General features: G+C 53.2%; 16 protein-coding genes and 1 tRNA gene. 10 read left to right on the top strand and 7 right to left on the bottom strand.

Annotated features, from left to right (window positions below):
- Nucleotides 1-41: 41 nt before the first annotated feature.
- Together DCC81_RS21015 and sppA are read right to left on the bottom strand one after the other, a co-directional pair.
- Nucleotides 42-1,139, bottom strand: coding sequence for an ABC transporter permease (locus DCC81_RS21015; RefSeq protein ID WP_108688645.1), 1,098 nt, complete (start codon nt 1,137-1,139; stop codon nt 42-44).
- 316 nt (nt 1,140-1,455) lie between these two features.
- Complete coding sequence (gene sppA, locus DCC81_RS21010; protein ID WP_108688644.1) at nt 1,456-3,219, bottom strand: signal peptide peptidase SppA; 1,764 nt, start codon at nt 3,217-3,219, stop codon at nt 1,456-1,458.
- 93 nt (nt 3,220-3,312) lie between these two features.
- On the opposite strand from sppA, the gene folK reads away from it, so the two are divergent.
- The gene (gene folK, locus DCC81_RS21005; protein WP_108688643.1) at nt 3,313-3,795 is read left to right on the top strand and encodes a 2-amino-4-hydroxy-6-hydroxymethyldihydropteridine diphosphokinase; all 483 of its coding nucleotides are present in this window, start codon (nt 3,313-3,315) and stop codon (nt 3,793-3,795) included.
- 22 nt (nt 3,796-3,817) lie between these two features.
- Nucleotides 3,818-4,444: a deoxynucleoside kinase gene (locus DCC81_RS21000; protein WP_108688642.1), complete on the top strand. Its 627-nt coding sequence runs from the start codon at nt 3,818-3,820 to the stop codon at nt 4,442-4,444.
- Between the two features lie 3 nt (nt 4,445-4,447).
- Here DCC81_RS21000 and DCC81_RS20995 read toward each other — a convergent pair whose 3' ends face one another.
- Complete coding sequence (locus tag DCC81_RS20995) at nt 4,448-5,674, bottom strand: BaiN/RdsA family NAD(P)/FAD-dependent oxidoreductase (protein ID WP_108688641.1); 1,227 nt, start codon at nt 5,672-5,674, stop codon at nt 4,448-4,450.
- 147 nt (nt 5,675-5,821) lie between these two features.
- On the opposite strand from DCC81_RS20995, the gene DCC81_RS20990 reads away from it, so the two are divergent.
- Entirely contained in the window at nt 5,822-8,281 is a 2,460-nt protein-coding gene (locus DCC81_RS20990) for a hypothetical protein (protein WP_165806681.1), read from the top strand.
- Between the two features lie 105 nt (nt 8,282-8,386).
- Nucleotides 8,387-8,911, top strand: a complete 525-nt coding sequence (locus DCC81_RS20985) for a 5' nucleotidase, NT5C type (RefSeq protein WP_108688639.1) — start codon at nt 8,387-8,389, stop codon at nt 8,909-8,911.
- A 249-nt stretch (nt 8,912-9,160) separates the two neighbouring features.
- Here the strand turns inward: DCC81_RS20985 and aspA are convergent, their stop codons facing one another.
- Complete coding sequence (aspA, locus tag DCC81_RS20980; RefSeq protein WP_108688638.1) at nt 9,161-10,567, bottom strand: aspartate ammonia-lyase; 1,407 nt, start codon at nt 10,565-10,567, stop codon at nt 9,161-9,163.
- A gap of 107 nt (nt 10,568-10,674) precedes the next feature.
- Here aspA and DCC81_RS20975 point away from each other — a divergent pair, with 107 nt between their 5' ends.
- Nucleotides 10,675-11,772, top strand: coding sequence for a lipase family protein (locus DCC81_RS20975; RefSeq protein WP_108688637.1), 1,098 nt, complete (start codon nt 10,675-10,677; stop codon nt 11,770-11,772).
- A 162-nt stretch (nt 11,773-11,934) separates the two neighbouring features.
- Here the strand turns inward: DCC81_RS20975 and DCC81_RS20970 are convergent, their stop codons facing one another.
- Nucleotides 11,935-13,149 (bottom strand): hypothetical protein, encoded by a 1,215-nt coding sequence (locus DCC81_RS20970; protein ID WP_108688636.1) that lies wholly within the window; start codon nt 13,147-13,149, stop codon nt 11,935-11,937.
- Nucleotides 13,150-13,417: 268 nt separating this feature from the next.
- On the opposite strand from DCC81_RS20970, the gene DCC81_RS20965 reads away from it, so the two are divergent.
- The 3 genes from DCC81_RS20965 to DCC81_RS20955 all read left to right on the top strand — a co-directional run bounded on the left by DCC81_RS20965 (nt 13,418) and on the right by DCC81_RS20955 (nt 17,327).
- Nucleotides 13,418-13,491 (top strand) — tRNA-His (locus DCC81_RS20965).
- Nucleotides 13,492-13,878: 387 nt separating this feature from the next.
- Nucleotides 13,879-14,433: a DUF445 domain-containing protein gene (locus tag DCC81_RS20960; protein WP_165806680.1), complete on the top strand. Its 555-nt coding sequence runs from the start codon at nt 13,879-13,881 to the stop codon at nt 14,431-14,433.
- A 305-nt stretch (nt 14,434-14,738) separates the two neighbouring features.
- The gene (locus DCC81_RS20955; protein WP_165806679.1) at nt 14,739-17,327 is read left to right on the top strand and encodes a TonB-dependent receptor domain-containing protein; all 2,589 of its coding nucleotides are present in this window, start codon (nt 14,739-14,741) and stop codon (nt 17,325-17,327) included.
- Between the two features lie 75 nt (nt 17,328-17,402).
- On the opposite strand, the gene DCC81_RS20950 is transcribed toward DCC81_RS20955, so the two are convergent.
- Complete coding sequence (locus tag DCC81_RS20950) at nt 17,403-18,074, bottom strand: protein-L-isoaspartate(D-aspartate) O-methyltransferase (RefSeq protein ID WP_108688633.1); 672 nt, start codon at nt 18,072-18,074, stop codon at nt 17,403-17,405.
- Between the two features lie 184 nt (nt 18,075-18,258).
- On the opposite strand from DCC81_RS20950, the gene DCC81_RS20945 reads away from it, so the two are divergent.
- Nucleotides 18,259-19,986, top strand: a complete 1,728-nt coding sequence (locus tag DCC81_RS20945) for a phospho-sugar mutase (RefSeq protein WP_108688632.1) — start codon at nt 18,259-18,261, stop codon at nt 19,984-19,986.
- Nucleotides 19,987-20,112: 126 nt separating this feature from the next.
- Here the strand turns inward: DCC81_RS20945 and DCC81_RS20940 are convergent, their stop codons facing one another.
- Nucleotides 20,113-20,610, bottom strand: a complete 498-nt coding sequence (locus tag DCC81_RS20940; RefSeq protein ID WP_108688631.1) for a phosphoribosyltransferase family protein — start codon at nt 20,608-20,610, stop codon at nt 20,113-20,115.
- A 136-nt stretch (nt 20,611-20,746) separates the two neighbouring features.
- Between DCC81_RS20940 and DCC81_RS20935 the strand changes: the two genes are divergently transcribed.
- Entirely contained in the window at nt 20,747-22,063 is a 1,317-nt protein-coding gene (locus DCC81_RS20935; protein WP_108688630.1) for a (Fe-S)-binding protein, read from the top strand.
- The last annotated feature ends 3 nt before the right edge of the window (nt 22,064-22,066 follow it).

Here is a 22,066-nt window from a genome sequence, read left to right as displayed (position 1 = left end):
AAGGCCGCGAAACCGCGGCCAGTAAGCTGTTGCAGGCAGGACTACTCCCACTTGAAGACCTTCACGGCCGCTGCATACACCACGATGCCCCACACGGTAAGCACGCCTATTTCCAAGCCTACGTTCCAAAGGTGCTGGCCCTCGAAAGCCACTTTGCGCAGCGCATCTACCAGGTAGGTAAGCGGCAGGGCGCGGCACACGGGCTGCAACCAGGCCGGGAATGCGTCTACATTTACAAAAATGCCGGCCAGCAGGAACTGGGGCATGGTAATAATATTAGCCAGGGGCGGAATGGTACTCTCACTTTTGGCCATGCTGCTGATCACAAAGCCAAAGCCCATGAAGATCACCAGCCCAAATACACAGAGCACCAGCATTTCCAGGAAAGTGACCCAGCCATGCACCAGTGTAAACCCGAATGCAAAGTGGCCCAGGCCGATGATCACGATGGAGCCGATGAGCTGGAAGAGCATGCGGCTCAGCCCCTCGCCCACGATGATGTAGCCGCGGCGGATAGGCGTGGCAAAAAAGCGTTTCAGTACCAGGGTCTGGCGCAGGGAAAAGAACAGAAAAGCCGTTCCAAACACCGCGGCGCTGAGCAGGGAAAATGCCAGCATACCAGGCAGGATGAAATCGATCATGGTATAAGCGCGGCCCGGCACGTTGTCTGTATGCAGCTCCGCTACGGAACTGCGCGGGTTAAAACGGTCGTCTATGCGGCTGGTGGTGGTATTGATCACCGACCAGAGGTAATCGATCTTATTGGCACCGGAGGTGGAAGTGCGCACCGTTACCTTGTATTTGGGCTGGGGCGGCGGCGCAATGGTGGTGATGTCGAGAATGGCGGTAATGCGGCCTTTGCGCATATCTGCCTCCATTTCTTCGGGTGTTTTGTCTTTAGTAAGGCGCAGGGCCGGGTTGCCACAGAGCGCTTTATACATAATGCTGGTAGTATCCGTTCCCTGGCTAAACCCAATAGTAACGGTCTCCCTGCCTGTGCCGATGAAGCCAAACACTAAAATAAATACCAACGGGAACCCCAAGGTAAACACTACAGCGGAAGGGCTGCGGAACATGGCCCGGAGACTGGCCTTCATCACCGCTATCATGGCTCTCCACTGGTTATACTGCGCACTCATAGATCCTAGCTGTCTTGTTAAAAAAATCGTGTAAAACTAACTAAACAAAAGGCAAAAATCCCCGGAAAAATAATTTCCGGGCTTCAATAGCTAAAAATCAAAGGAAACTGGCCCGTGGCAATGTTCAAATTTCAATTCCTCCCAAACAAAGAACCGGGCTTCCCAAAGCAGCAGACCGGCCTAAACAAGCAGGCCAACCCCTGCGGATTGGCCTGCTTTATATTAAAGACTTATAAAATATATCAACCTGGCAATTACGCTTTACCCATTGACAACGTGATTTTACTGCTTAACCATCAACGTTTTATGATTCCTTTTAATTGAATAGCAGGTCAAACGGCATCTTCGCCTCTACCTGGCCGCTCATTTCCTTCAGGTGTTTGATGCGCATGTATAGATCGTAGTTTTCACCCAGTTCTCTTTTGAGGATACGGGTGGAAGACTCGTCGTCACCAAAGTGGCTGAAGAAGCGGGTGAGCGGGTCTTTCACACTGGGATATTCACGGAGCTCGTAAGTGCCTGCGTGGGCCAGTTTAGCAGCGCATTTGATGGCTTCGTCAATGCCGCCGATACGGTCTACCAGGCCGATGCGCTTTGCATCTTCCCCGCTCCATACACGGCCCTGGGCAATGCTGTCTACCACCGCGCCACTCAGCCTGCGGCCGGCCACCACGCGGCTTTTGAAGGCAGCGTAAGTGCTGTCTACCCCCTGTTGCATCAGGTGTTTTTCACCGTCGGTCATGGGGCGGCTCACGGTGCCCAGGTCTGCGTATTGTGCGGTCTTCACCCCGTCAAAGGTGACACCCAGTTTGTTCTTAAAGAAACCTCCCAGGTTGGGCAGCACGGCGAATACGCCGATGGAACCGGTGAGGGTATTGGGCTGCGCGAAAATGGAATCCGCCATGCAGGAAATGTAGTACCCGCCAGAGGCTGCGTAATCGCCCATGGATACTACCACGGGTTTCACTTTTCTAGCCAGGGTGAGCTCGCGCCAGATCACTTCAGAAGCCAGGGCGCTGCCGCCACCGGAGTTTACGCGGAACACAATGGCTTTGACATCCTCATCTTCCCGCGCCTTGCGGATCATTTTCAGGTAAGCGCCGCTGCTGATCTTTCCTTCAGCGTCAGTATTGCCACCCACAATATCGCCCTGGGCATAGATGAGCGCAATCTTGCTGTCGCCGGTGGCAGAAATATCGGTGGCTTTATCATATTGATTGAGGGATACGAAGTTCACCGAGCCGTCTTTCCCGTCGAGGTTCAGTTTTTTGCGCAGTTCGTCCATCACCTGGTCATCGTATTTCAGGCCGTCCACCAGTTTGTAGCGGAGGGCGTCTGCAGATTCCTGGATGAGGCCTTCGTTGGCATATTGATGCAGGGCAGCGGTATCGATCTTACGTTGTGCGCCAATGCCGCTGAGGTAGTGACCATACAACTGGGAAAGGAATGCGGTGGTCTGGATACGGTTGGCTTCTGTCATTTGCGTTTCGCGCAGGGGCTCTGTAGCGCTTTTGAACTTGCCGTCATAAAAGATCTGGGGCTCAATTTCCAGTTTTTCCAGCAGGCCTTTGAGGTAGGCGTATTGCACGGCAAAGCCGGAAAATTCCAGGCCGCCTTTGGGATTGAGATAGATCTTGTCTGCCACGGAAGCCAGGTAATAGGCGTGCTGGCTCATTACTTCGCCGTAGGCGTAAATGAACTTACCTGTCTTTTTAAAGTCCAGCAGGGCGTTACGTAGTTCTTCATTGGTGGCAAAGCCGGCGGCGTTGCCATCCACCTTGATGTAAATACCTTTGATCTTATCATCGTAGGCAGCGTGGCGGAGGAGGCGCACCGCGTCATACAGGCCGGTAGCAGCATCGTCCGGGCGGCCAATGTAGCTGTTCAGCGGGTTGCCGGAAACGTGTTGCTCTTTGTAAGCCTGGCTGGTTTCCAGCACCAGTACCGCGTTTGCGCCGATCACTGTCTTTTTGGGAGCGGTGGCGGTACCGATCAGGATCAGGAGGAAAAAGAAAGCAAAGCCGGAGAAGACCAGGAGGGCCACAAACGAGGCCAGGAAGATTTTTAAGAAATTTCGCATAGATGAAAGATAAGGCCGGGAAATTGCGTCGAAATTCCAGACAATGTGTGTCAAAAATAAGGAATATGGCTACTTTTGCCGTCTTAAATATACATGAATCAGTCAATATTAGTTATAGGTGGCAACCTGGGCCCGCGGGAACAACACCTGCAGCAGGCAGTAAGCCTTATCCATGCAGAAGCAGGACCGGTACGCAAAGCATCGGCCCTGTACGAAACGGCCGCCTGGGGCAAGGTGGAACAACCCGCTTACCTGAACCAGGCCTTGCTCATAGATACCGTGCTGGAAGCCCCTGCCCTGCTGGAAAAACTGCTGGAGATAGAGCACCGCATTGGCCGTATACGCCGGGAGAAATGGGGGGCGCGGGTGATCGATATCGACATCATTTTTTATAACGACGCCATTATACAAACGCCCACACTGAAAGTGCCCCACCCCCAAATGCAGCACCGGCGGTTTGTGCTGGTACCCATCGTGGAAATAGCGCCGGACTGGGTACATCCCTTGTTAGGCAGGAATATGGTGGAGTTGCTGGAACAGACTTCAGATACGCTGGAAGTACGTAAGGTGCAATAGCAATAACCGGAAATTTTTATTCGTGCATTATAAATTCATAACAATAGAAGGCAACATCGGCGCAGGTAAAACCACGCTGGCCAGCCGCCTGGCAAAGCATTACGGCGCAAAACTGATCCTGGAAGAGTTTGCGGACAACCCGTTCCTGGCCAAGTTCTACGCAAGGCCCCAGCAGTATGCCTTCCCGCTGGAGCTTTTCTTCATGGCGGAACGTTACAAGCAGCTCAAGGAGATGTTGCAGACCAAAGATCTTTTTGCAGATAAGATCGTGTCTGACTATCTCTTTATTAAAAGCCTGCTGTTTGCCAAGATCACACTCAGCGAAGATGAGTATTCCCTCTACAACAAGCTGTTCGATATCATCAATCCGCAGCTGTTGCAACCAGACCTGATGGTGTTCCTGAATGCGCCCATACCCAAGTTGCAGGAAAACATCAAACGGCGCGACCGGAGCTATGAGCAGAATATCCCGGACGCTTACCTGAGCAGTGTGCATGACGTGTATATGCAATACATCCGCCAGCATCCCATGCGCACGCTGATGGTGGACACTACCAAGGTGGATTTCATGCACAACCCTGACGATTTTGAAAGACTGCTGGATGCACTGGAACGGGAATATACACCGGGGGTGCATTATTTTGAATAGCTGTCATCCCTTCACACAATGCCGCGCCGCCAGCATGCCGCTGGTCCATGCGTGCTGGAAATTAAATCCCCCCGTAATACCGTCTACATCCAGTATTTCCCCGGCAAAGAACAGTCCCGGGGCTTTCTTGCTTTCCATCGTATTAGCATCCACTTCGGCCAGCTGAATGCCGCCGCAGGTCACAAATTCCTCTTTGAAAGTGGTTTTGCCGGCCACCGGGCATTCCATGGCAGTAAGCAGTTTGGTAAGCTGCTGCTGGGCTTTGGCAGGCATATCCGCCCAGCGCATGTCTTCCGGGATACCGGCCTGCGTGAGCAGGAACTGCCACAGGCGCGATGGAAGACCAAACTGGTTCTTGGAGTGCATCTTTTGTCCTCCCAGGCCCCGGGCCGCCTGCAATGCTTCCCGCATGCTGGTTTCGTGGTAAGCCGGCGTCCAGTTAATGATGGCGGTGAAATGATAATTTTTAGTGAACAGCTCCCGGGCGCCCCAGGCCGAGAGCCGCAGTACCGCCGGGCCACTGAGGCCCCAGTGGGTAATGAGTAACGGCCCCAGTTCCTGGAGTTTACTGCCCGCTATTTTCACCTGGGCTTCCGGCACGCTTACGCCCATGAGGGCCGTGATGGGATTACCCGGCATATTGAAGGTAAAGAGCGATGGCACCGGCGTTTCAATGCGGTGACCCAGCGCCTGCAACCACGCAAATTTCCCTGCCTGCGCATAACCGCCTGCGGCCACGCACACGGCGTCTGCCTCCAGGGTGTTGCCCTGGCCCAGGTCCAGCTGCCAGTGGCCGGCGGCCGTACGGTGCATGGCCAGCACTTCGGAGTTTGTCTTCACCCGCACCCCGTACCGGTCTGCTTCCTGCAGCAGGCAATCAATAATGGTTTGGGAATCGTCCGTTACAGGAAACATGCGGAGGTCTGCCTCCGTTTTCAGCTGCACGCCCCGGTCGGCAAACCAGGCGATGGTATCCGGCACAAAGAAATGGCCAAAGGCTTTTTTTACGAAATGCTGTCCCCGCGGGTAGCGCCGGGCCATGTAGGCCAGGTCTGGCGCGGCATGCGTAACATTGCAGCGCCCGCCGCCGGAGACCTTTACCTTGGAAAGCAACTTACCGGTCTTTTCCAGCAGTACCACCTCCAGCCCAGCGTGGAGCCGTGCTGCATTCACTGCGCAAAAAAATCCGGCCGCGCCGCCGCCTATCACCACCAATCTGCTGTGCTTCATCTAATCAATACATTTCAGGGGAATAATTGCTATTATTGTAGCCATAATTTCAAAACACAATATTAAGCTGTTTTAACGGTTGTTACTATTTGTAGCCCGCGTGGCAGCCTATTATAACTTTTGTAGACCATGATGAATCCTCGCTCCTTGCCACAACGAATCAAGAGACGAATCTACCTGCTAACACCCGCCATCAGCATCAGTTTGCTCTGTTTGTTCAGCTTCCTGCCCGAAGGCGAGTGGCCGGATAATATTACCAATGCCCTGCAGCAGTATGCCACCCACTTCCCGCAGGAAAAGGTGTACCTGCATGTAGATAAGGATTACTACGCCGCCGGCGAAAGCATCTGGTTCAAGGCCTACCTGACCATGCAGAACCTGCCCGATCTTACAGCCCGCAACCTTTACGTGGAACTGATCGCCAGGGACGGCTCCATCGTAACCAAGAAAATGCTGGGCGTACAAGGTGGTGGCGCACCCGGCGAGTTGGTGATCCCCGCTACTGTAAAATCCGGCCAGTACCAGCTCCGCGCCTACACGGCCTGGATGCTCAACTTTGACACCCACTTCCTTTTTTATAAGAACATCACCATTTTTGACCAGCAGGCAAAGGCCACTGGCGCTACCCCTCCGGCCAGCACCGACTTTGCCGTGCAGCTCTTCCCCGAAGGAGGTAACCTGGTGACCGGCGCGGCCTGCCAGGTGGCCTTCAAAGCCATTGACGCACAGGGCCTTCCTATTGCCGTAACCGGCCAGGTAAAAGACAGCAAAGGCAATAACGTGGCAGAGATCAAGACCCAGCATGATGGCATGGGCATGTTCACCCTCACCCCTGCCCCCGGCGAAAACTACAGCGCCATTGTGAATAATGCCGCCGGCGGCATGAAGATGCTCTTCCTGCCTCCCGCCGTTAGTGACGGCGCTACGCTGAAAGTCTTTAACCGCGGCCCCCGCGTGTTCTTCCAGGCCCTCACCGGCCCCACTACTTCCGATGCTTACAATGAAATGCTGGTGGTGGCCAGCATGCAGCAGCAGCTGGTGTACCGCGCCCTGCTCAATGTGCAGGAAGGCAAGATCAGCGGCTTTATTCCCACCAGCCAGCTGCCCTCCGGCATTTTGCAGATCACGCTGTTCAGGAAAGATGGTACGCCCATCGCAGAGCGGCTGGCTTTTGTAAAACAGCCCGCCATGCAACTGGGCCTGAAAGCAGGCACCATTAACCAGAACCGCCGCACGCTGAACTCCTTTACCATCAAGGTACCGGACAGCCTGCAGGCACACATTTCCGTAGCAGTGACCGATGCAGATGAAGTGGTGGAAAATCCCGACCGTCAGAACATTGTGAGCAGCCTGCTGCTCTCCTCCGACCTGACCGGTTATATCAAAGATGCCGGTCAATATTTTGAAAACAATGAAGACAGCACCAACCAGCAACTGGACCTGGTGATGATGACCAACGGCTGGAGAAGATTTGCCTGGAAGGCCATCCTCAATAACCAGTTCCCCAAGCAGCGCTATGAGTATGAGACCGGCATCAACATTGGCGGTACGGCTTATACCAGCGGGGGTAAACTGCCCATGATGGGCGGCCAGCTGGATATGATCATCAAGGTGCCGGTGGACAGCAGTAGCCTGTATACCAAGGTACCAGTGACCGGCCTGGGTGAGTTTGCATTGGAGAACGCCCATTTTAAAGACACCGCCATGATCTACTACAAAGGCGCTGGCACCAAGGCTTTCACAGACATTACGGTGAAATTCACGGACCACTTCTTTGATTACAGCGTGCCCGTGAAAACGCCTTATCCTTACCTGCTGCCGCCTCCCATTGATAATACTGTGCTGAAAAACTTCCTGGCCACAGCCGCACAGGGCAACCGCGTGAACCGCAATGTGCCCAGCATGACCAGCCAGCCCATACAGCTGAAGGAAGTAAAAGTGGAAGAGAAAAAGATCAAACCGGAAGAGGAACTGGACAAGCGCTATACCAGTGGCATGTTCTCCGGCGGCGATGGTATTGTGTTTGACCTGACCAACCAGCCGGCCATGTACCAGAACATTTTCCAGTACCTGCAAAGCCGCGTAGCCGGCCTGCAGATCACCGGCGACCTGAGTAACCCGAGCATCAGCTGGAGAGGTGGCAGCCCCACTTTTTACCTGAACGAAATGCCCACGGACATTCAAATGCTCTCCACTATGAATGTGTCTGACATTGCGATGGTGAAGGTATTCCGCCCGCCGTTCATGGGCGGCTTTAACGGCTCCAATGGCGCCATCGCGGTGTACATGAAGCGTGGCGACAGTGGCAAAGGCAGCACGCCTTTCAACAGCACAGACGGCAGTTTCAAGGACTTTGCGGTATTCAAGAAGGCCGGTTACGCCCTGGTGAGGGAATTCTACTCCCCCGATTATTCCGTGGCCGCGCCCCTCAATTCCCTGCCGGACCAGCGCCTCACGCTCTTCTGGAGCCCGGACGTGCGCATAGACCCGGCCACCCACACCGCTACCGTTAGCTTTTACAACAACGACTATACAAAACATTTCCGCGTAGTGGCAGAAGGCATGAGTGAAGATGGTAACGTGGGACGTGCCGTGAAGGTGTTTTAATTAAAAATCGTACAACGTGCAATGTACAGTGTACAACGTACCGCGTACGCCGGATGCCCTGCATTATCTGCCTGACGGCGTACGTTGTACAAAAAATCAAGACTTATGCTCAGCATCGCAATAGACATGGATGAAACGATAGCGGACCCGATGAAGAAAGCCCGGGAATGGTATTACCGCGATTTTGGTGTAACCTTTACGGAGGAAGAGCTGCACGGCCGCACGCTGGCGGAAGCCCTCCCGGAAGACAGGAAAGGCACCATTCACCGATACCTGCACACCCCCGGTTATTTCCGCGACCTGGATACTTTTCCCAACGCCGTGGAAGTCATTGAACAGCTGAACAAAAAATACAAGGTATACATCGTATCCGCCGCCATGGAATTTCCCAACAGCCTGCGCGACAAGTTTGACTGGCTGCAGGAAAAACTCCCCTTCCTGACCTGGCGCCAGTACTGCCTTTGTGGTGACAAGGGCATTGTACAGACAGATTTCATGATCGATGACCTGACCCGCAACTTCAGTAACTTCAAAGGCAAAGCCTATCTCTACCACGGCCACCACAACGTGCACATGCAAGGCTACGAGCGCGTACAGGACTGGGAAGATGTGGCGAAGAAGTTGTTGTGAAAAATGTACAACGTACAGCGTACAGCGTACAACGTACTATCACGCACGATAAAAAAAGCAACCCGGAAACGGGTTGCTTTTTTCTTTTATGGGTCGATTTATTATCCGCTGTACGTTGTACGTTGTACGTTGTACGCTGTACGTTGTACGTTGTACGCTGTACGTTGTACGTTGTACGCTGTACGCTGTACGCTGTACGCTGTACGTTGTACGCTGTACGTTGTACGTTGTACGCTGTACGCTGTACGATCACCTGTTTATAAACACGGGCTTACTCATATTCTCAAACGTAAAGATCTCGTCCCACTTTTCCTGGGTGATGAGTTGTTGCTCTTTTACTACCAGGTCATGCACGGATTTACCGGTTTGCAGGGCCTCCCGGGCAATGGAGGCGGATTTTTCGTAGCCAATGATGGGATTGAGCTGGGTAACAATGCCTATGCTGTTCATCACCATGTTGCGGGTATGGTCTGCGTTGGCAGTGATGCCTTCCACGCATTTTTCGCGGAGCGTTACGCAGGCATTGGTCATGTAAGTGATGGCAGTGAAAAGCGAGAAGGCGATCACAGGCTCCATCACGTTTAACTGGAGCTGGCCGGCTTCCGCAGCCAGGGTGACGGTAAGGTCTGCGCCGATCACGTAAAAAGCGGTCTGGTTCACCACTTCGGGGATCACGGGATTCACTTTGCCGGGCATGATGGAGGAGCCGGGTTGCAAAGGCGGCAGGTTGATCTCATTGAGACCGGCGCGGGGGCCGGAAGAAAGCAGGCGCAGGTCGTTGCAGATCTTGGAGACCTTTACAGCTGTGCGTTTCAACACACCGGAGAGCTGTACATAGGCACCCGCATCGTAGGTGGCTTCTATCAGGTCAGTAGCCAGTTTCAGGTCAAGGCCCGTGATGGTGGCCAGGTGGCGGGTCACGATATCTGCATAACCCGCGGGCGCATTTACCCCGGTGCCGATGGCGGTAGCGCCCATGTTGATCTCGGAGATCAGGCGCTTGCTGTCTTCAATGCGGGACAGTTCTTCCCGCAGGTTGGTAGCAAAGGCGTGGAACTCATCGCCCATGCTCATGGGCACTGCATCCTGCAGCTGGGTACGGCCCATCTTCAACACTCCGTGGAAGGCCACCCCCTTGGCCGCAAAGGCGTCTGCCAGGTCGCCCAGGGCCTGGGTGTAAGCCGTGAGTTTATTGATGATGGCTATGCGGAACGCCGTAGGATAAGCGTCGTTCGTGGATTGCGAGCAATTGACATGATTGTTGGGATGACAGTATTTGTATTCACCCTTTTGGTGGCCCATCATTTCCAGGGCTACGTTGGCAATTACTTCATTCGCGTTCATGTTTACCGAAGTACCGGCGCCGCCCTGGATAAGGTCAGACAGGAACTGGTCATTGAACTCACCGGCGATCACACGGTCACTGGCCCTGATGATGGCATCTGCAATGCCGGCGTCCAGCACGCCCAGTTCCTTATTGGCCATGGCTGCGGCTTTCTTTACATAGCCGAGGGCCTGTACAAATAACGGTTCTGATTTTAGCGGAATGCCGGTAATGTGAAAGTTTTCCAGGGATCGCAGGGTTTGTATACCGTAATAAACGTCCTGTGGGATAGCGCGCTCACCCAAAAAATCGTGTTCTAGTCTGGTGGCCATATGATTTAGAAATTGTGTGGCTAAATGTAAGACAAGTTTAGCATTGCACACTTGCGCAACCCGGTATTCAATTTGTTAAATCCCGTACAGTCAGTTAATTTCAAAATATGAAGTTACTTCCTTTATGCCTGTTGCTGGTGTTTTACGCCCTTTCATCTCCCGGCCAGCACCTGCGTCCCGGCTTTGATCCCAAAGAATATGAAGAACTGATGCTGATCACCGGCCGCCAGAGCGATACGCCCTGGCACGATACCTATCTCCCCGCCCCGGTGTCGCACCTGGTGTATCGCGCGCCCGTCACAGGTTTACACAACCGGTGGGACCTGTGGATCACGCCAGACAATGTAGGGGTGATCAGCATCCGTGGCACCATCGGTGAGGTGGAATCCTGGATGGAAAATTTCTATGCCGGCATGATCGCGCCGGCGGGCACCCTTCACCTCAACGACAGCACGGACTTCCACTACAAAGTGGCAAAAGACAGCAGTGCTTATGTACACGTGGGCTGGATGATCGGCGTGGGCTCCATGGCACCGGATATTGTGCGCCATATCAAGGAATGCTACCGGCAAGGCATACACGAATTTATCATCATGGGCCATAGCCAGGGCGGGGCCATCGCCTTCCTGCTCCGCTCCTACCTGGGCTACCTGGACGATCCGGATATGCCCAAAGACATTGTATACAAAACCTATTGCAGCGCTGCCCCCAAACCGGGCAATCTTTATTATGCCTACGATTTTGACGACCTGACCCGCAATGGATGGGCCTTCCGCGTAGTGAACGCGCGGGACTGGGTGCCGGAAACGCCCTTCTCTTTGCAAACCACGAACGACTTTAATACCATCAATCCCTTTTCCCGGATAAAACCCATTTTGAAACAACAGAAAATACCCGTGCGCTGGGCGCTGGGTTATATGTATGGCAGGTTAAATGGCAGCTCACGCAGGGCCAGCCGGCGCATGGCGCGCACCCTGGGCCCCACGTTGGGAAAGCGGGTGCATAAAGCAATGCCGGGCTATGTGCAGCCGCATTTTATGCAAAGCAATGCCTACATGACAGCCGGCAGCCCTGTGATCCTGCAGCCGGATGCGGGATATTATGCGCGGTTCCCGTTTGATGGGAAGAACTTATTTGTGCATCATGCGCTGAAGCCGTATTTGTATTTGTTGCATAAGCAGTATGGGACGGGCTTTACGGAGTAAGGCTTTAGGGAAAGATGCATGGCACCTGCGGTAATCATGCAGGAGCACGAAGCCTGGCCTGCGCAACCGGCCCCGCGGGAGGGGACCAGGGAGACGATCCCCCGCGGCATAAAAAAGCCGGTAGCGCTGCGCACTACCGGCTTTTTACCGAAATTGAAAAACCTACTCTTTCAACTTATTGAGGAAGTAAGATAACTTAAACAGCAGTTCATCACTAAGGCCAGCGCGCAGCTTGGCTTCCTCGTCTGTGATATCCAGGCGGCGGAGGCGCTGGTAATACACATAAGAGCCCCCGATCAGTTCCAGGCATTCCTGGATCTTTTGTTTCACTTCCACTTCCTTGCTGCGTTTTTCAAATTCCTTCTTGGAAAGGATCTTGTCTACGAAGTAAAAGGGATCTTTGTCTTCCACCCATTTGTTCTTGTTTTTCCGGTCACGGTGCTGGGGTTTGTATACCTCCAGGTAGCAATTGTCCAGCTTCAGTTCCTGGCCAAACTGTGCGCGGATATCAATCACCATGGGTTTTTCCACGGAGGGGCTGCTCAGTTTCTTTTTAATCAGGCTGCTGATCTCCACTCCCAGTTCATCGCTGGACATGAGGATCTGGTTCAGTTCAGAAAATTCCAGGCCGATGGTCACGCGGGTAAGGCGCCCGTTGATGCGCACTTTACCAAAGATGCTGGGTGTAGTGTCTTTATCAAACACGATGTCTTCCACCAGCAGTTTGGTTACAGTGCGGTAGTTGGGCTCATAGCCTTCTTCCGCGGGCGTGAGGCGTTTGTGGGCATTGGCACCGGCGGCCTGTTTGCGCATGTACTGCAGGAATTCATCCATGAAGCGCAGGTCGTGTTTACGGAGTTTCACGTACAATTCGTTTTCCTTGTAATTATTGGTCTTGCTTACCAGCAACAGGTCTTCCCAGCCGTCAAAGTGCTGTACGCGCTGCAGTTCATCGAGGATGTCTGTGGCGCTCATGTTTCGTTTGTAGAGCAATTCGCCCACCAGGTAGAGGCTGTACTCGTTGATGGGATAGCCCAGTTCCGGCAGCACATCGTAGGCGCTGCGTTTCTGGTCGCGGGCATGGGAGAGCTGCTCAATGTCCGACATCACGGGAGCCAGCAGGTACTTGCTGGCGGCGGTTTTCAGCTTCTTGCTCACATAATCTACCAGCTGGTCGTTGAACTGGCGATGGGTAACAAAGTCGTGCAGGATCTGCACAAATCTCTTAGACGCCGGCAAGCCAAATTGTGACAGGATATCATTTTCCAGATCGGCCACCTGTTCTTTGTCACCATGTCCTGCTGCCGGTTTGGTTTTCGCGTCCATTTGCTGGTACCGCTGATAATACTCTTTCAGTTTTAACTTCAGTTGATCCATAGTCTTTAGCATTATTATTTTAACTACCTGACTTATCCTGGGTTCGCTTTCGAGGCACCATTAGACAAAAAAAGCCCAGCATGCGTACATGCCGGGCTAGTTAGTAGACAACAAATATAAATGTTTTTCCCGCCCCAACATCGCAGCGGGCGCGGCTTTTCTAAAAAGCAGCGAGCTCGTCTACGTTTTCCTGAGGAGAAATTTTTTCAAAAAATTTGGAAACCTGAAACATATTCTCTTATCTTTGCACTCCGCAAAACAAGAAACGGTGGTTGTAGCTCAGTTGGTTAGAGCATCAGATTGTGGTTCTGAGGGTCGAGGGTTCGAGCCCCTTCATCCACCCAAACACAAAAAGCGTCTGCAAAAGCAGGCGCTTTTTTTTGTTTAGGACAGATCGATTTTTGAAGTTTCTGTGACAAAAGATAGTGCAGGTTGAGCGCGAAAATGCAGGTGTTTCCGGTTTTTTGCGCGGCAGGGAATAGTCCGGGGCCCGGGATCAATTTCCAGGCTTCGGAGCAGTAAATTGCTGACCGGCGGGGGAATATGAACATCAAATTAAGCATGCGAAGAATGAAAGCTGCATGCGAGGTCAGGACAAGCACCCGACAAGAACGCGAAGACCCGATCGAATGCTCCGGCAGCGCCAGCGTACATCATAACAAAGCACGTTACCACCCTCTCAAAAACCAATCGCGGAAGTTCTCCTGCCACGCTTTATCTTTGCCCCCTATGTTATTGTATTGCATTCCTTTACTCGGCGCTTTCATCGGCTGGTTCACCAACTGGTTCTCCATCCGCCTCCTCTTCCGTGCCTTCCCGAAATACCAGCAACAACTGGCCCGGGAACTTGGCCACACCGTTGCCACCCAGCTCTTTTCCTTCGACGCCATCCGGACCAAACTCACTGACCCGGCACAGATAAAGGCCATTATGCCCGTGGTGGAAACCCACCTGGATACCTTCCTCCGGGAAAAACTCCCCAAAGCCATGCCCGTACTCGCCATGTTCATTGGCGATAGCACCGTGAACCAGATCAAAGGCGTACTGGTGGCGGAACTGGACCACCTCTTCCCCATCCTCATCAACCAGTATGTAAACAACCTGGAGCGGGACCTGAACATCCAGCAACTGGTGGAACATAAGATCAACGCCCTCGACATCACCACCGTGGAAACCGCGGTGCGCGAAAAATTGCGTAAACCACTACAGCAAATGTTGTGGATGGGCACCATCATCGGGCTGCTCATTGGCCTGGTACAACTGTGCATTGCGCTTTGTGCATAAAGCGTTTGCCATTCATCCCTGAAATCAGGACTGTTATTTACTGTTAAAACGCCGCCCTTTTGATAAGGTTCCGGCGTTTTTTAATGCCCTTTTAATTACCGGTAAAAACTGCCGTCATAGCTTTGCAATCGCTTATGGGGCGCGGCTTTTGTTAAATACTGTTAAGACCTTCCCATCCCATTTTCAACACCCGGGAGTGCCTCAACATCCATTTATCACAATCACCCGCAGCGCGTTTTGCGCAACCTGTAGTTTTGATCAACGATCCAAAAAATTTGAGTGAGGATTTAATGCAATTATCAACGATGAAAAAATGGATAGCGCTGGCGGCGATCGTGATCGCCACCGCACAGATGAACGTTCATGCACAGGCGCCGGGCGGCCGCCCGGCCGGTGCGGCGCAGCGGCCGGGTGGCGGCGCACAGCGCCCGCAGGGCCCTGCCATCGGGCATATTTACGGCAAACTGCTGGATGCCACTACCGGTAAACCCGTGCCTTACAGCTCCGTAGCCCTGCTCCGCGCCAAAGACAGCTCCGTGGTGACCGGCATGCTGTCGCAACCCAACGGCGACTTCAGCCTCGAAAACCTTCCCATGGGCGCCTACCTGGTGCGCATTGATTTTATGGGCTATAACCGCCTGCAGAAAAAAATACTGATCACCGGGCAAACTGCCGAACAGGACCTGGGCAATATCAAAATGAGCCCGAACGTGAAAGCCCTGGCCGAGGTAGAAGTGACTGGCCAGAAAAGTGCTTTCCAGATGGGTATTGATAAAAAAGTGTTCAACGTGGACCGCAACCTCGTGAGCGTGGGCGGAACCGCCACAGACGTGCTGAAAAGCGTGCCCGCAGTGAATGTGGACATTGACGGCAACGTAACCGTGCGCAATGCATCGCCCAATATCTTCGTGGACGGTAAGCCCTCCACCCTCACGCTGGACCAGATTCCCGCAGACGCCATTGAAAGCGTGGAACTGGTGACCAATCCCAGCGCCAAGTACGACGCCGAGGGCATGTCCGGCATCCTGAACATTGTGCTGAAGAAAAATAAGAAGGCGGGCATTAACGGCTCTGTGAACGCCAGCGTGGCTAACGGCAACCGGTACAATGCCGGCGGCAACATCGCCGTGCGCCAGGGCAAATGGAACGTGTTTGCCAACTACACGATCAACGCTAACCACTCCACCGGCTACGGCTATACGCACCGGACCAACTTTGCCGACAGCAGTTCCGCGCTCAATTACCTGAACCAGGATGACCACAATAACAGCAAACCGCTGTTCCAGTTTGGCCGCTTTGGGGCTGACTATTCCATCGACAACCGGAACACGGTCTCCCTGTCGCAGAACATTGTGGCCGGTGATTTCAAGAACTACGACAACCTGCTGAGCACCTTCCAGGATGCAGGCCATGACATCACCAACCTGAGTGACCGTGTGACCAACACAGACATGAGCTTCCGCAACTACACCACGGCACTGAACTACACGCACAACTTTGCAAAACCCAGCCAGGTACTGACGGTGGACGCGAATGCCAACTTCTCCCGCCTGCACCGCGGTGGGGACTTCATCACCCAGGCGCAGGACCCGCTGGGCAATAACCTGGGCCAGCCCGTGTACCAGGATAATAACACAGCCGGCAAAACCAGCTTCATCACCCTCCAGAGCGACTATACCAATCCCATTGGCAAGAACGGCAAGCTGGAAGCGGGTCTGAAGACCACTCTCCGCAATTTTACCAGCACGTACGACGTATTTGATATTGATACCACCACCCAGGAAAGCAAATTCAACCCGCTGCTGTCTAACGATTATAAATACAGTGAGCAGATCTATGCCGGTTACCTGAACTATGCCAACACCATTGGCAAGTTTGGCTACCAGGTAGGCCTGCGCGGGGAACAATATGTATACTCCGGCGAAATTCCCAGCGCCAATGAGCACTTCAAACCTACGAAGAGCCGTCCCGGCCTGTTTCCCAGCCTGTTCCTGAGCCAGAAACTGAACCATGACCAGGAATTGCAGCTGAACTACAGCCGCCGTGTGACGCGCCCCAACTTTTTCCAGCTCATCCCTTACCGCGACTACAGCGATCCGCAGAACCAGCGCGAGGGTAACCCGAACCTGAAACCGGAATACACCAACAGCTTCGAGTTTTCCTACGCCAAAAACTGGAAAAGCAGCAATTTCCTGGCTACCCTTTACTACCGCAATACCACAGACCTGATCACCACCGTGAGCGATGCCATTGGCAAAGACACCCTGCTGACCCATTATGTGAATGCAGACAAGGACAACTCTTACGGTGCGGAGCTGACTATGAAGAACACCATCATCCGCGGCTGGGATGTGACTACGAACGTAAATCTCTACCAGACCAACCTGACGGTGAAATCCGGTGACCAAAGCTACTCCAACAATGGCTTTAGCTGGATGGCAAAGATCAATTCAGAGACCAAGCTGCCGGCTAACTTTACCCTGCAGGTGAACGGTACCTACCAGGCGCCTTCCGTGGCACTGCCCAATGGTGGCGGCGGTACAGGCGGTGGTGGCGGTGGCCGCGGTGGTGGCGGCGGCGGCGGCATGCAGCTGGCCCAATCTACCGCGCAGGGCAAGATCAAAGGTTTCAGCGGTGTGGATATGGCTGTGAAAAAGGATTTCCTTAAGAACAAGGCAGCTTCCCTTACCCTGGCCCTGTCTGACGTGTTTAACACCCGCCAGTACCAACTTACCCAGGTTACGCCGCAATTTGAACAGGACTACATGCGCAAGCGTGAATCCCGCATTGTGAAGCTCACGTTTGCCTACCGCTTTGGTAAGTTTGACAACAACCTGTTCAAACGCAAAAAGAGCAATAACCAGCAGTCAGACGACCAGTTCCAGACCTTTTAATAAAACTTTCTTTCAAATAATAAGGCCCATCGCAATCAAATGCGATGGGCCTTATCCGTATTTAAAACGCTTCGCCTAAAAATTCTTTCCTGCCAGCATGGGCACAAAGGAGAAATCTGCAAAGATCTCCTGGTCAAATTCCGCATCACTGATCTTGGTGAAACGCATCATGCGCTGCACGTCCTTCTCTCCTACTGGTATCACCATCCTGCCCCCGGGCTTCAGTTGCTGCAGCAGTTTTTCCGGGATCTCCGGGGCGGCGGCGGTAACGAGGATCTTATCGAAAGGACCATAGGTAGGCAGGCCTTCATAGCCATCACCGTAAAAAAATCTTAACGTTGGATACTTTGATTTAAAGCTAAATTGCTTCACCAGGTCAAACAGCTTTTTCTGGCGCTCAATGGTGTACACGTGGGCCTTCAACTCTCCCAGCACGCAGGTCTGGTAAGCGCTGCCGGTGCCTATTTCCAGCACTTTCTCAAAGGGTTTCACTTCGAGCAACTGGGTCTGGTAAGCCACGGTATAAGGCTGGGAGATGGTTTGTCCTTCCCCGATGGGAAAGGCCCGGTCTTCGTAGGCAATGCCTTCAAAAGCAGTGTCAAGGAAAAAGTGCCGGGGAATGTTGTTGATCGCTTGCAGCACGTTTTCGTCTGTAATGCCTTTTTGCCGGATCGTGTCTACCAGCTGTTTGCGTAAACCTTTGTGTCTGTAATTGTCGGTGAAGTCCCTTTGGTATCCCCTGTTCATAGTTACAAAATTACGGATTCAGGTGGTCTGGTTCCAACTAACGATTTCCACAACAGATTTCCACACCGGCGCCTGCAAGGGCGTGGCACTGGTTTTGAGCCCATAAATCCCGGAAAGCCCTGGTGAAATTTGGAATTTACCCCCGGTGTTACTTACTTTACAAGGATTTATAAATTCAAGTGTTATGGATGTAAATATTCAAAGCAAAGTTGACCAATGGTTAAATGGCAACTATGACGCCGACACCGTTGCGGCCATTAAGGACCTCCAGCAACATCACCCCGAAGAGCTGACGGACGCATTTTACCGTAACCTGGAATTTGGCACCGGTGGCCTGCGCGGCGTAATGGGCGTGGGTACCAACCGGATGAACAAGTACACGGTAGGCCTGGCCACCCAGGGCTTTGCCAACTATCTCAACCAAACCTTCACCGGCGGTGAAGTGAAAATAGCGATTGCGCACGACAGTCGCAACAACAGCCGCTTTTTTGCGGAAACTGCGGCCAATGTAATGGCGGCCAACGGTATTAAAGTATACCTCTTTGAAAGCCTGCGCCCCACCCCGGAGCTCAGCTTCACCATCCGCCACCTGGGTTGCCAGGGCGGTATTGTGCTCACCGCGTCTCACAACCCGCGGGAGTACAACGGCTATAAGGCCTACTTCGACGACGGCGCCCAGCTTATCCCGCCCCATGACAAGAACGTGATCAAGGAAGTGGAAAAGATCACCTCCATTGACGAAGTGAAATGGACCGGCGGCGAAGACAAGATCACTCTCATAGGCAAAGAAATTGACGACGCCTACCTCACCATGCTGAAAGGCCTGAGCATTTTCCCCGATGTTATTGAAAAACAGCACGACCTCAAGATCGTTTATACACCCATCCACGGCACCGGTATCATGCTGGTTCCCCCCGCCCTGCAGCGCTTTGGTTTTACCAACGTGCACGTGGTGGAAGAACAGTCCAAACCGGACGGCAACTTCCCCACCGTGGTATATCCCAATCCCGAGGAATCGGAAGCCATGAGCATTGGCCTTAAAAAAGCCAGGGAACTGGACGCAGACATCCTCCTGGGTACAGACCCCGATGCAGACCGTGTAGGCATTGCCGTTAAGAACCACAAGGGAGAATGGGTGCTGCTCAATGGCAACCAGACCGCCGTACTGCTCTTCAACTATATCATTGAAGGCCGCAAAGCCAAAGGCCTGGCCAAAAAGACGGACTACGTGTGCAAGACCGTGGTAACCTCTGACCTGATCGACGTATTTGCCGCCAAGAACAATATCAACTGCTACAATGTGCTCACCGGCTTCAAATGGATCGCAGAACTGATCCGCAAGAAAGAACCGGCGGAGAAATTCATCTGCGGTGGGGAAGAGTCTTATGGCTACATGATCGGTGACAATGTGCGCGACAAGGACGCCGTGGCTTCCGTAGCCATGATCTGCGAAATGGCCGCCTACACCAAGTCACAGGGCAAGACCGTGTTCCAGCAACTGATAGACCTGTATGTTAAATACGGCTTCTACAAAGAGCACCTGATCTCCCTGACCAAAAAAGGCATGAACGGGGTGGCAGAAATTGACGCCATGATGCGCGGCTACCGCGAAAACCCGCCCACAGTCATTGACGGGGTGTCCGTGGCTAAGATCTATGACTACCAGCTGCAACAGATCAAGGACCTGAAAACCGGTGCCACAGAAGCCATCGTACTGCCCAAGTCCAATGTACTGCAATTCCTCCTGGAAGACGGCAGCAAGATCTCCGCCCGCCCTTCCGGCACGGAACCCAAGATCAAATTCTACTTCAGCGTGCATGAACACCTGCCCTCCGCAGACCAGTTTGACGCCGTGGATGCGCAGATCGAAAAACGCATCAAGGGTATTATTGAGGACATGAAGCTGAAATAGATTGCTGATCACCTGACTGCAAACATAACACAGGCGGCCTTTTCAGAAAGGCCGCCTTTTTTGGGGGCAAAAAAACGCCGCAACCATTCCTGTTGCGGCGCATTCAATTCCATTTTTACAAGCTGCCTAGATCAAATAAGCACTGAGTATCTGCTCGCCCTCCACGTCCACCATCACCATATCCTGCAGGGTGGTGGCCAGGGAGTAACCTACAAAGTCTACTGACAGCGGGAAAGATTTGTGCTGGCGGTCTACCAGTACGGCGGTCTGGATCTTCCGGGGATGGTAATCCAGGAAAGGCTTAAGGGCATAGAGCATGGTGCGGCCAGAGTTTGCCACATCGTCTATCAGCACGATTATCTTCCCGTTGAAGTCCGGTGTGGCAGAGAGCTTCACGGCACCCGGATCTTGTTTATCGATGTGTAATTCAATCACTTCTATCTTAAAGGGCGCAATGTGGCGCAGGATGCTGGCAATGCGGTGGGCAATGATAAGGCCCCGGTCCCAGATGCCTACCAGGATGAGCTCCTGCTCTTCACTGTTCTGCTCATAGATCTCGTACGCAATGCGTTCCAGTTTTTTGTTGATGCTATCCTGTTGCAAAATAATGTTGCGGGTACTCATATCCTTGATTTTACGAGGGGTAAAAATACATAAATTGCACACATTGTCACGCATCATTCCACGTAGACCGCGCTTTACACCGGCGCAGGCCTTGCATACATAAAAAACATTATATTCGATTCGTCAAATCTAAGCTATGCACATTGTACAGGCAATTGTTTTCCTCGTCGTATTTGTGGCAGCCGTTTACCTGTTTGCCCGCAAGGCCCGCCAGATACGGCGTAACATCCTCCTGGGCCGCGATGTAGACCTGACCGACCACCCCGGCCAGCGCTGGCGCAACCTGTTGCTGCTGGCATTGGGACAAAAGAAAATGTTCCGCAAGCCCCTGGTAGCTGTACTCCACTTCTTTGTATATGCCGGCTTTATCATCATTAACCTGGAAATACTGGAGATCGTGCTGGATGGCCTGCTGGCCAAACACCGCCTTTTCAGTCCCATCCTGGGCGGGCTGTATCCCTGGCTGATCAGCGCTTTTGAGGTGCTGGCCGTGCTGGTGATCATTGGCTGCGCGGTATTCCTTATCCGCAGGAATGTATTACACATCCGCCGTTTCCGCGGGCACGACCTGGATGGGTGGCCGCGCAGCGATGCCAATTATATCCTGATCACCGAGATCGTGCTCATGACCCTTTTCCTCACCATGAACACGGCAGACCAGGTATTGCAGATCCGCCATTATGGCCATTATGCGGCCACCGGTCCATTCCTGGTATCCGGCCATCTCATGCCCATTTTCAACCCGCTTTCCAGCTGGTTGCTGGTGCTCATAGAACGGGGCGCCTGGTGGCTGCATATCCTGGGTGTACTGGCCTTCCTCAACTACCTGCCTTACTCCAAGCACCTGCATATCTTATTATCCTTCCCCAACTCCTACTACGGAGACCTGAACCCAAAGGGTAAGATGGAAAACATGCCGGCAGTACAGCATGAAGTACAGTTGATGATGGATCCCAGCCTGGCGGCCAATGCGCCTGCCGGCGATGGCCCCCCGCCCAAATTTGGCGCGAAGGACATCTTTGACCTCACCTGGAAAAACCTGCTGGATGCTTACAGCTGCACAGAATGCGGCCGCTGCACGGCAGCCTGCCCGGCTAATATCACGGGCAAAAAACTGTCGCCCCGCAAGATCATGATGGACACCCGTGACCGTGCCGAGGCCGTGGGCAAGATCATAGACCAGCATGGCGGCTTCCAGGACGATGGCAAGTCCCTGCTGCGCGATTATATCAGTGAGGAGGAGCTGAGGGCCTGCACCACCTGCAATGCCTGTGTACAGGAATGCCCGGTGAGCATCAATCCCCTGCACATCATTACGCAATTGCGCCGCCACCTGGTGATGGAAGAAAGCAGTGCCCCTGCAGAATGGAATGCCATGTTCAGCAACATAGAAAACAATATGGCCCCCTGGAAATTCAGTCCCGACGACCGGGATGCGTGGGTAAATGGTTAAATC

The sequence above is a fragment of the Chitinophaga parva genome, assembly GCF_003071345.1.
GTDB classification, from domain to species: domain Bacteria; phylum Bacteroidota; class Bacteroidia; order Chitinophagales; family Chitinophagaceae; genus Chitinophaga; species Chitinophaga parva.
Note: the sequence above shows the minus strand (reverse complement) of the source record. Positions and strands in the feature narration are given on the sequence as shown.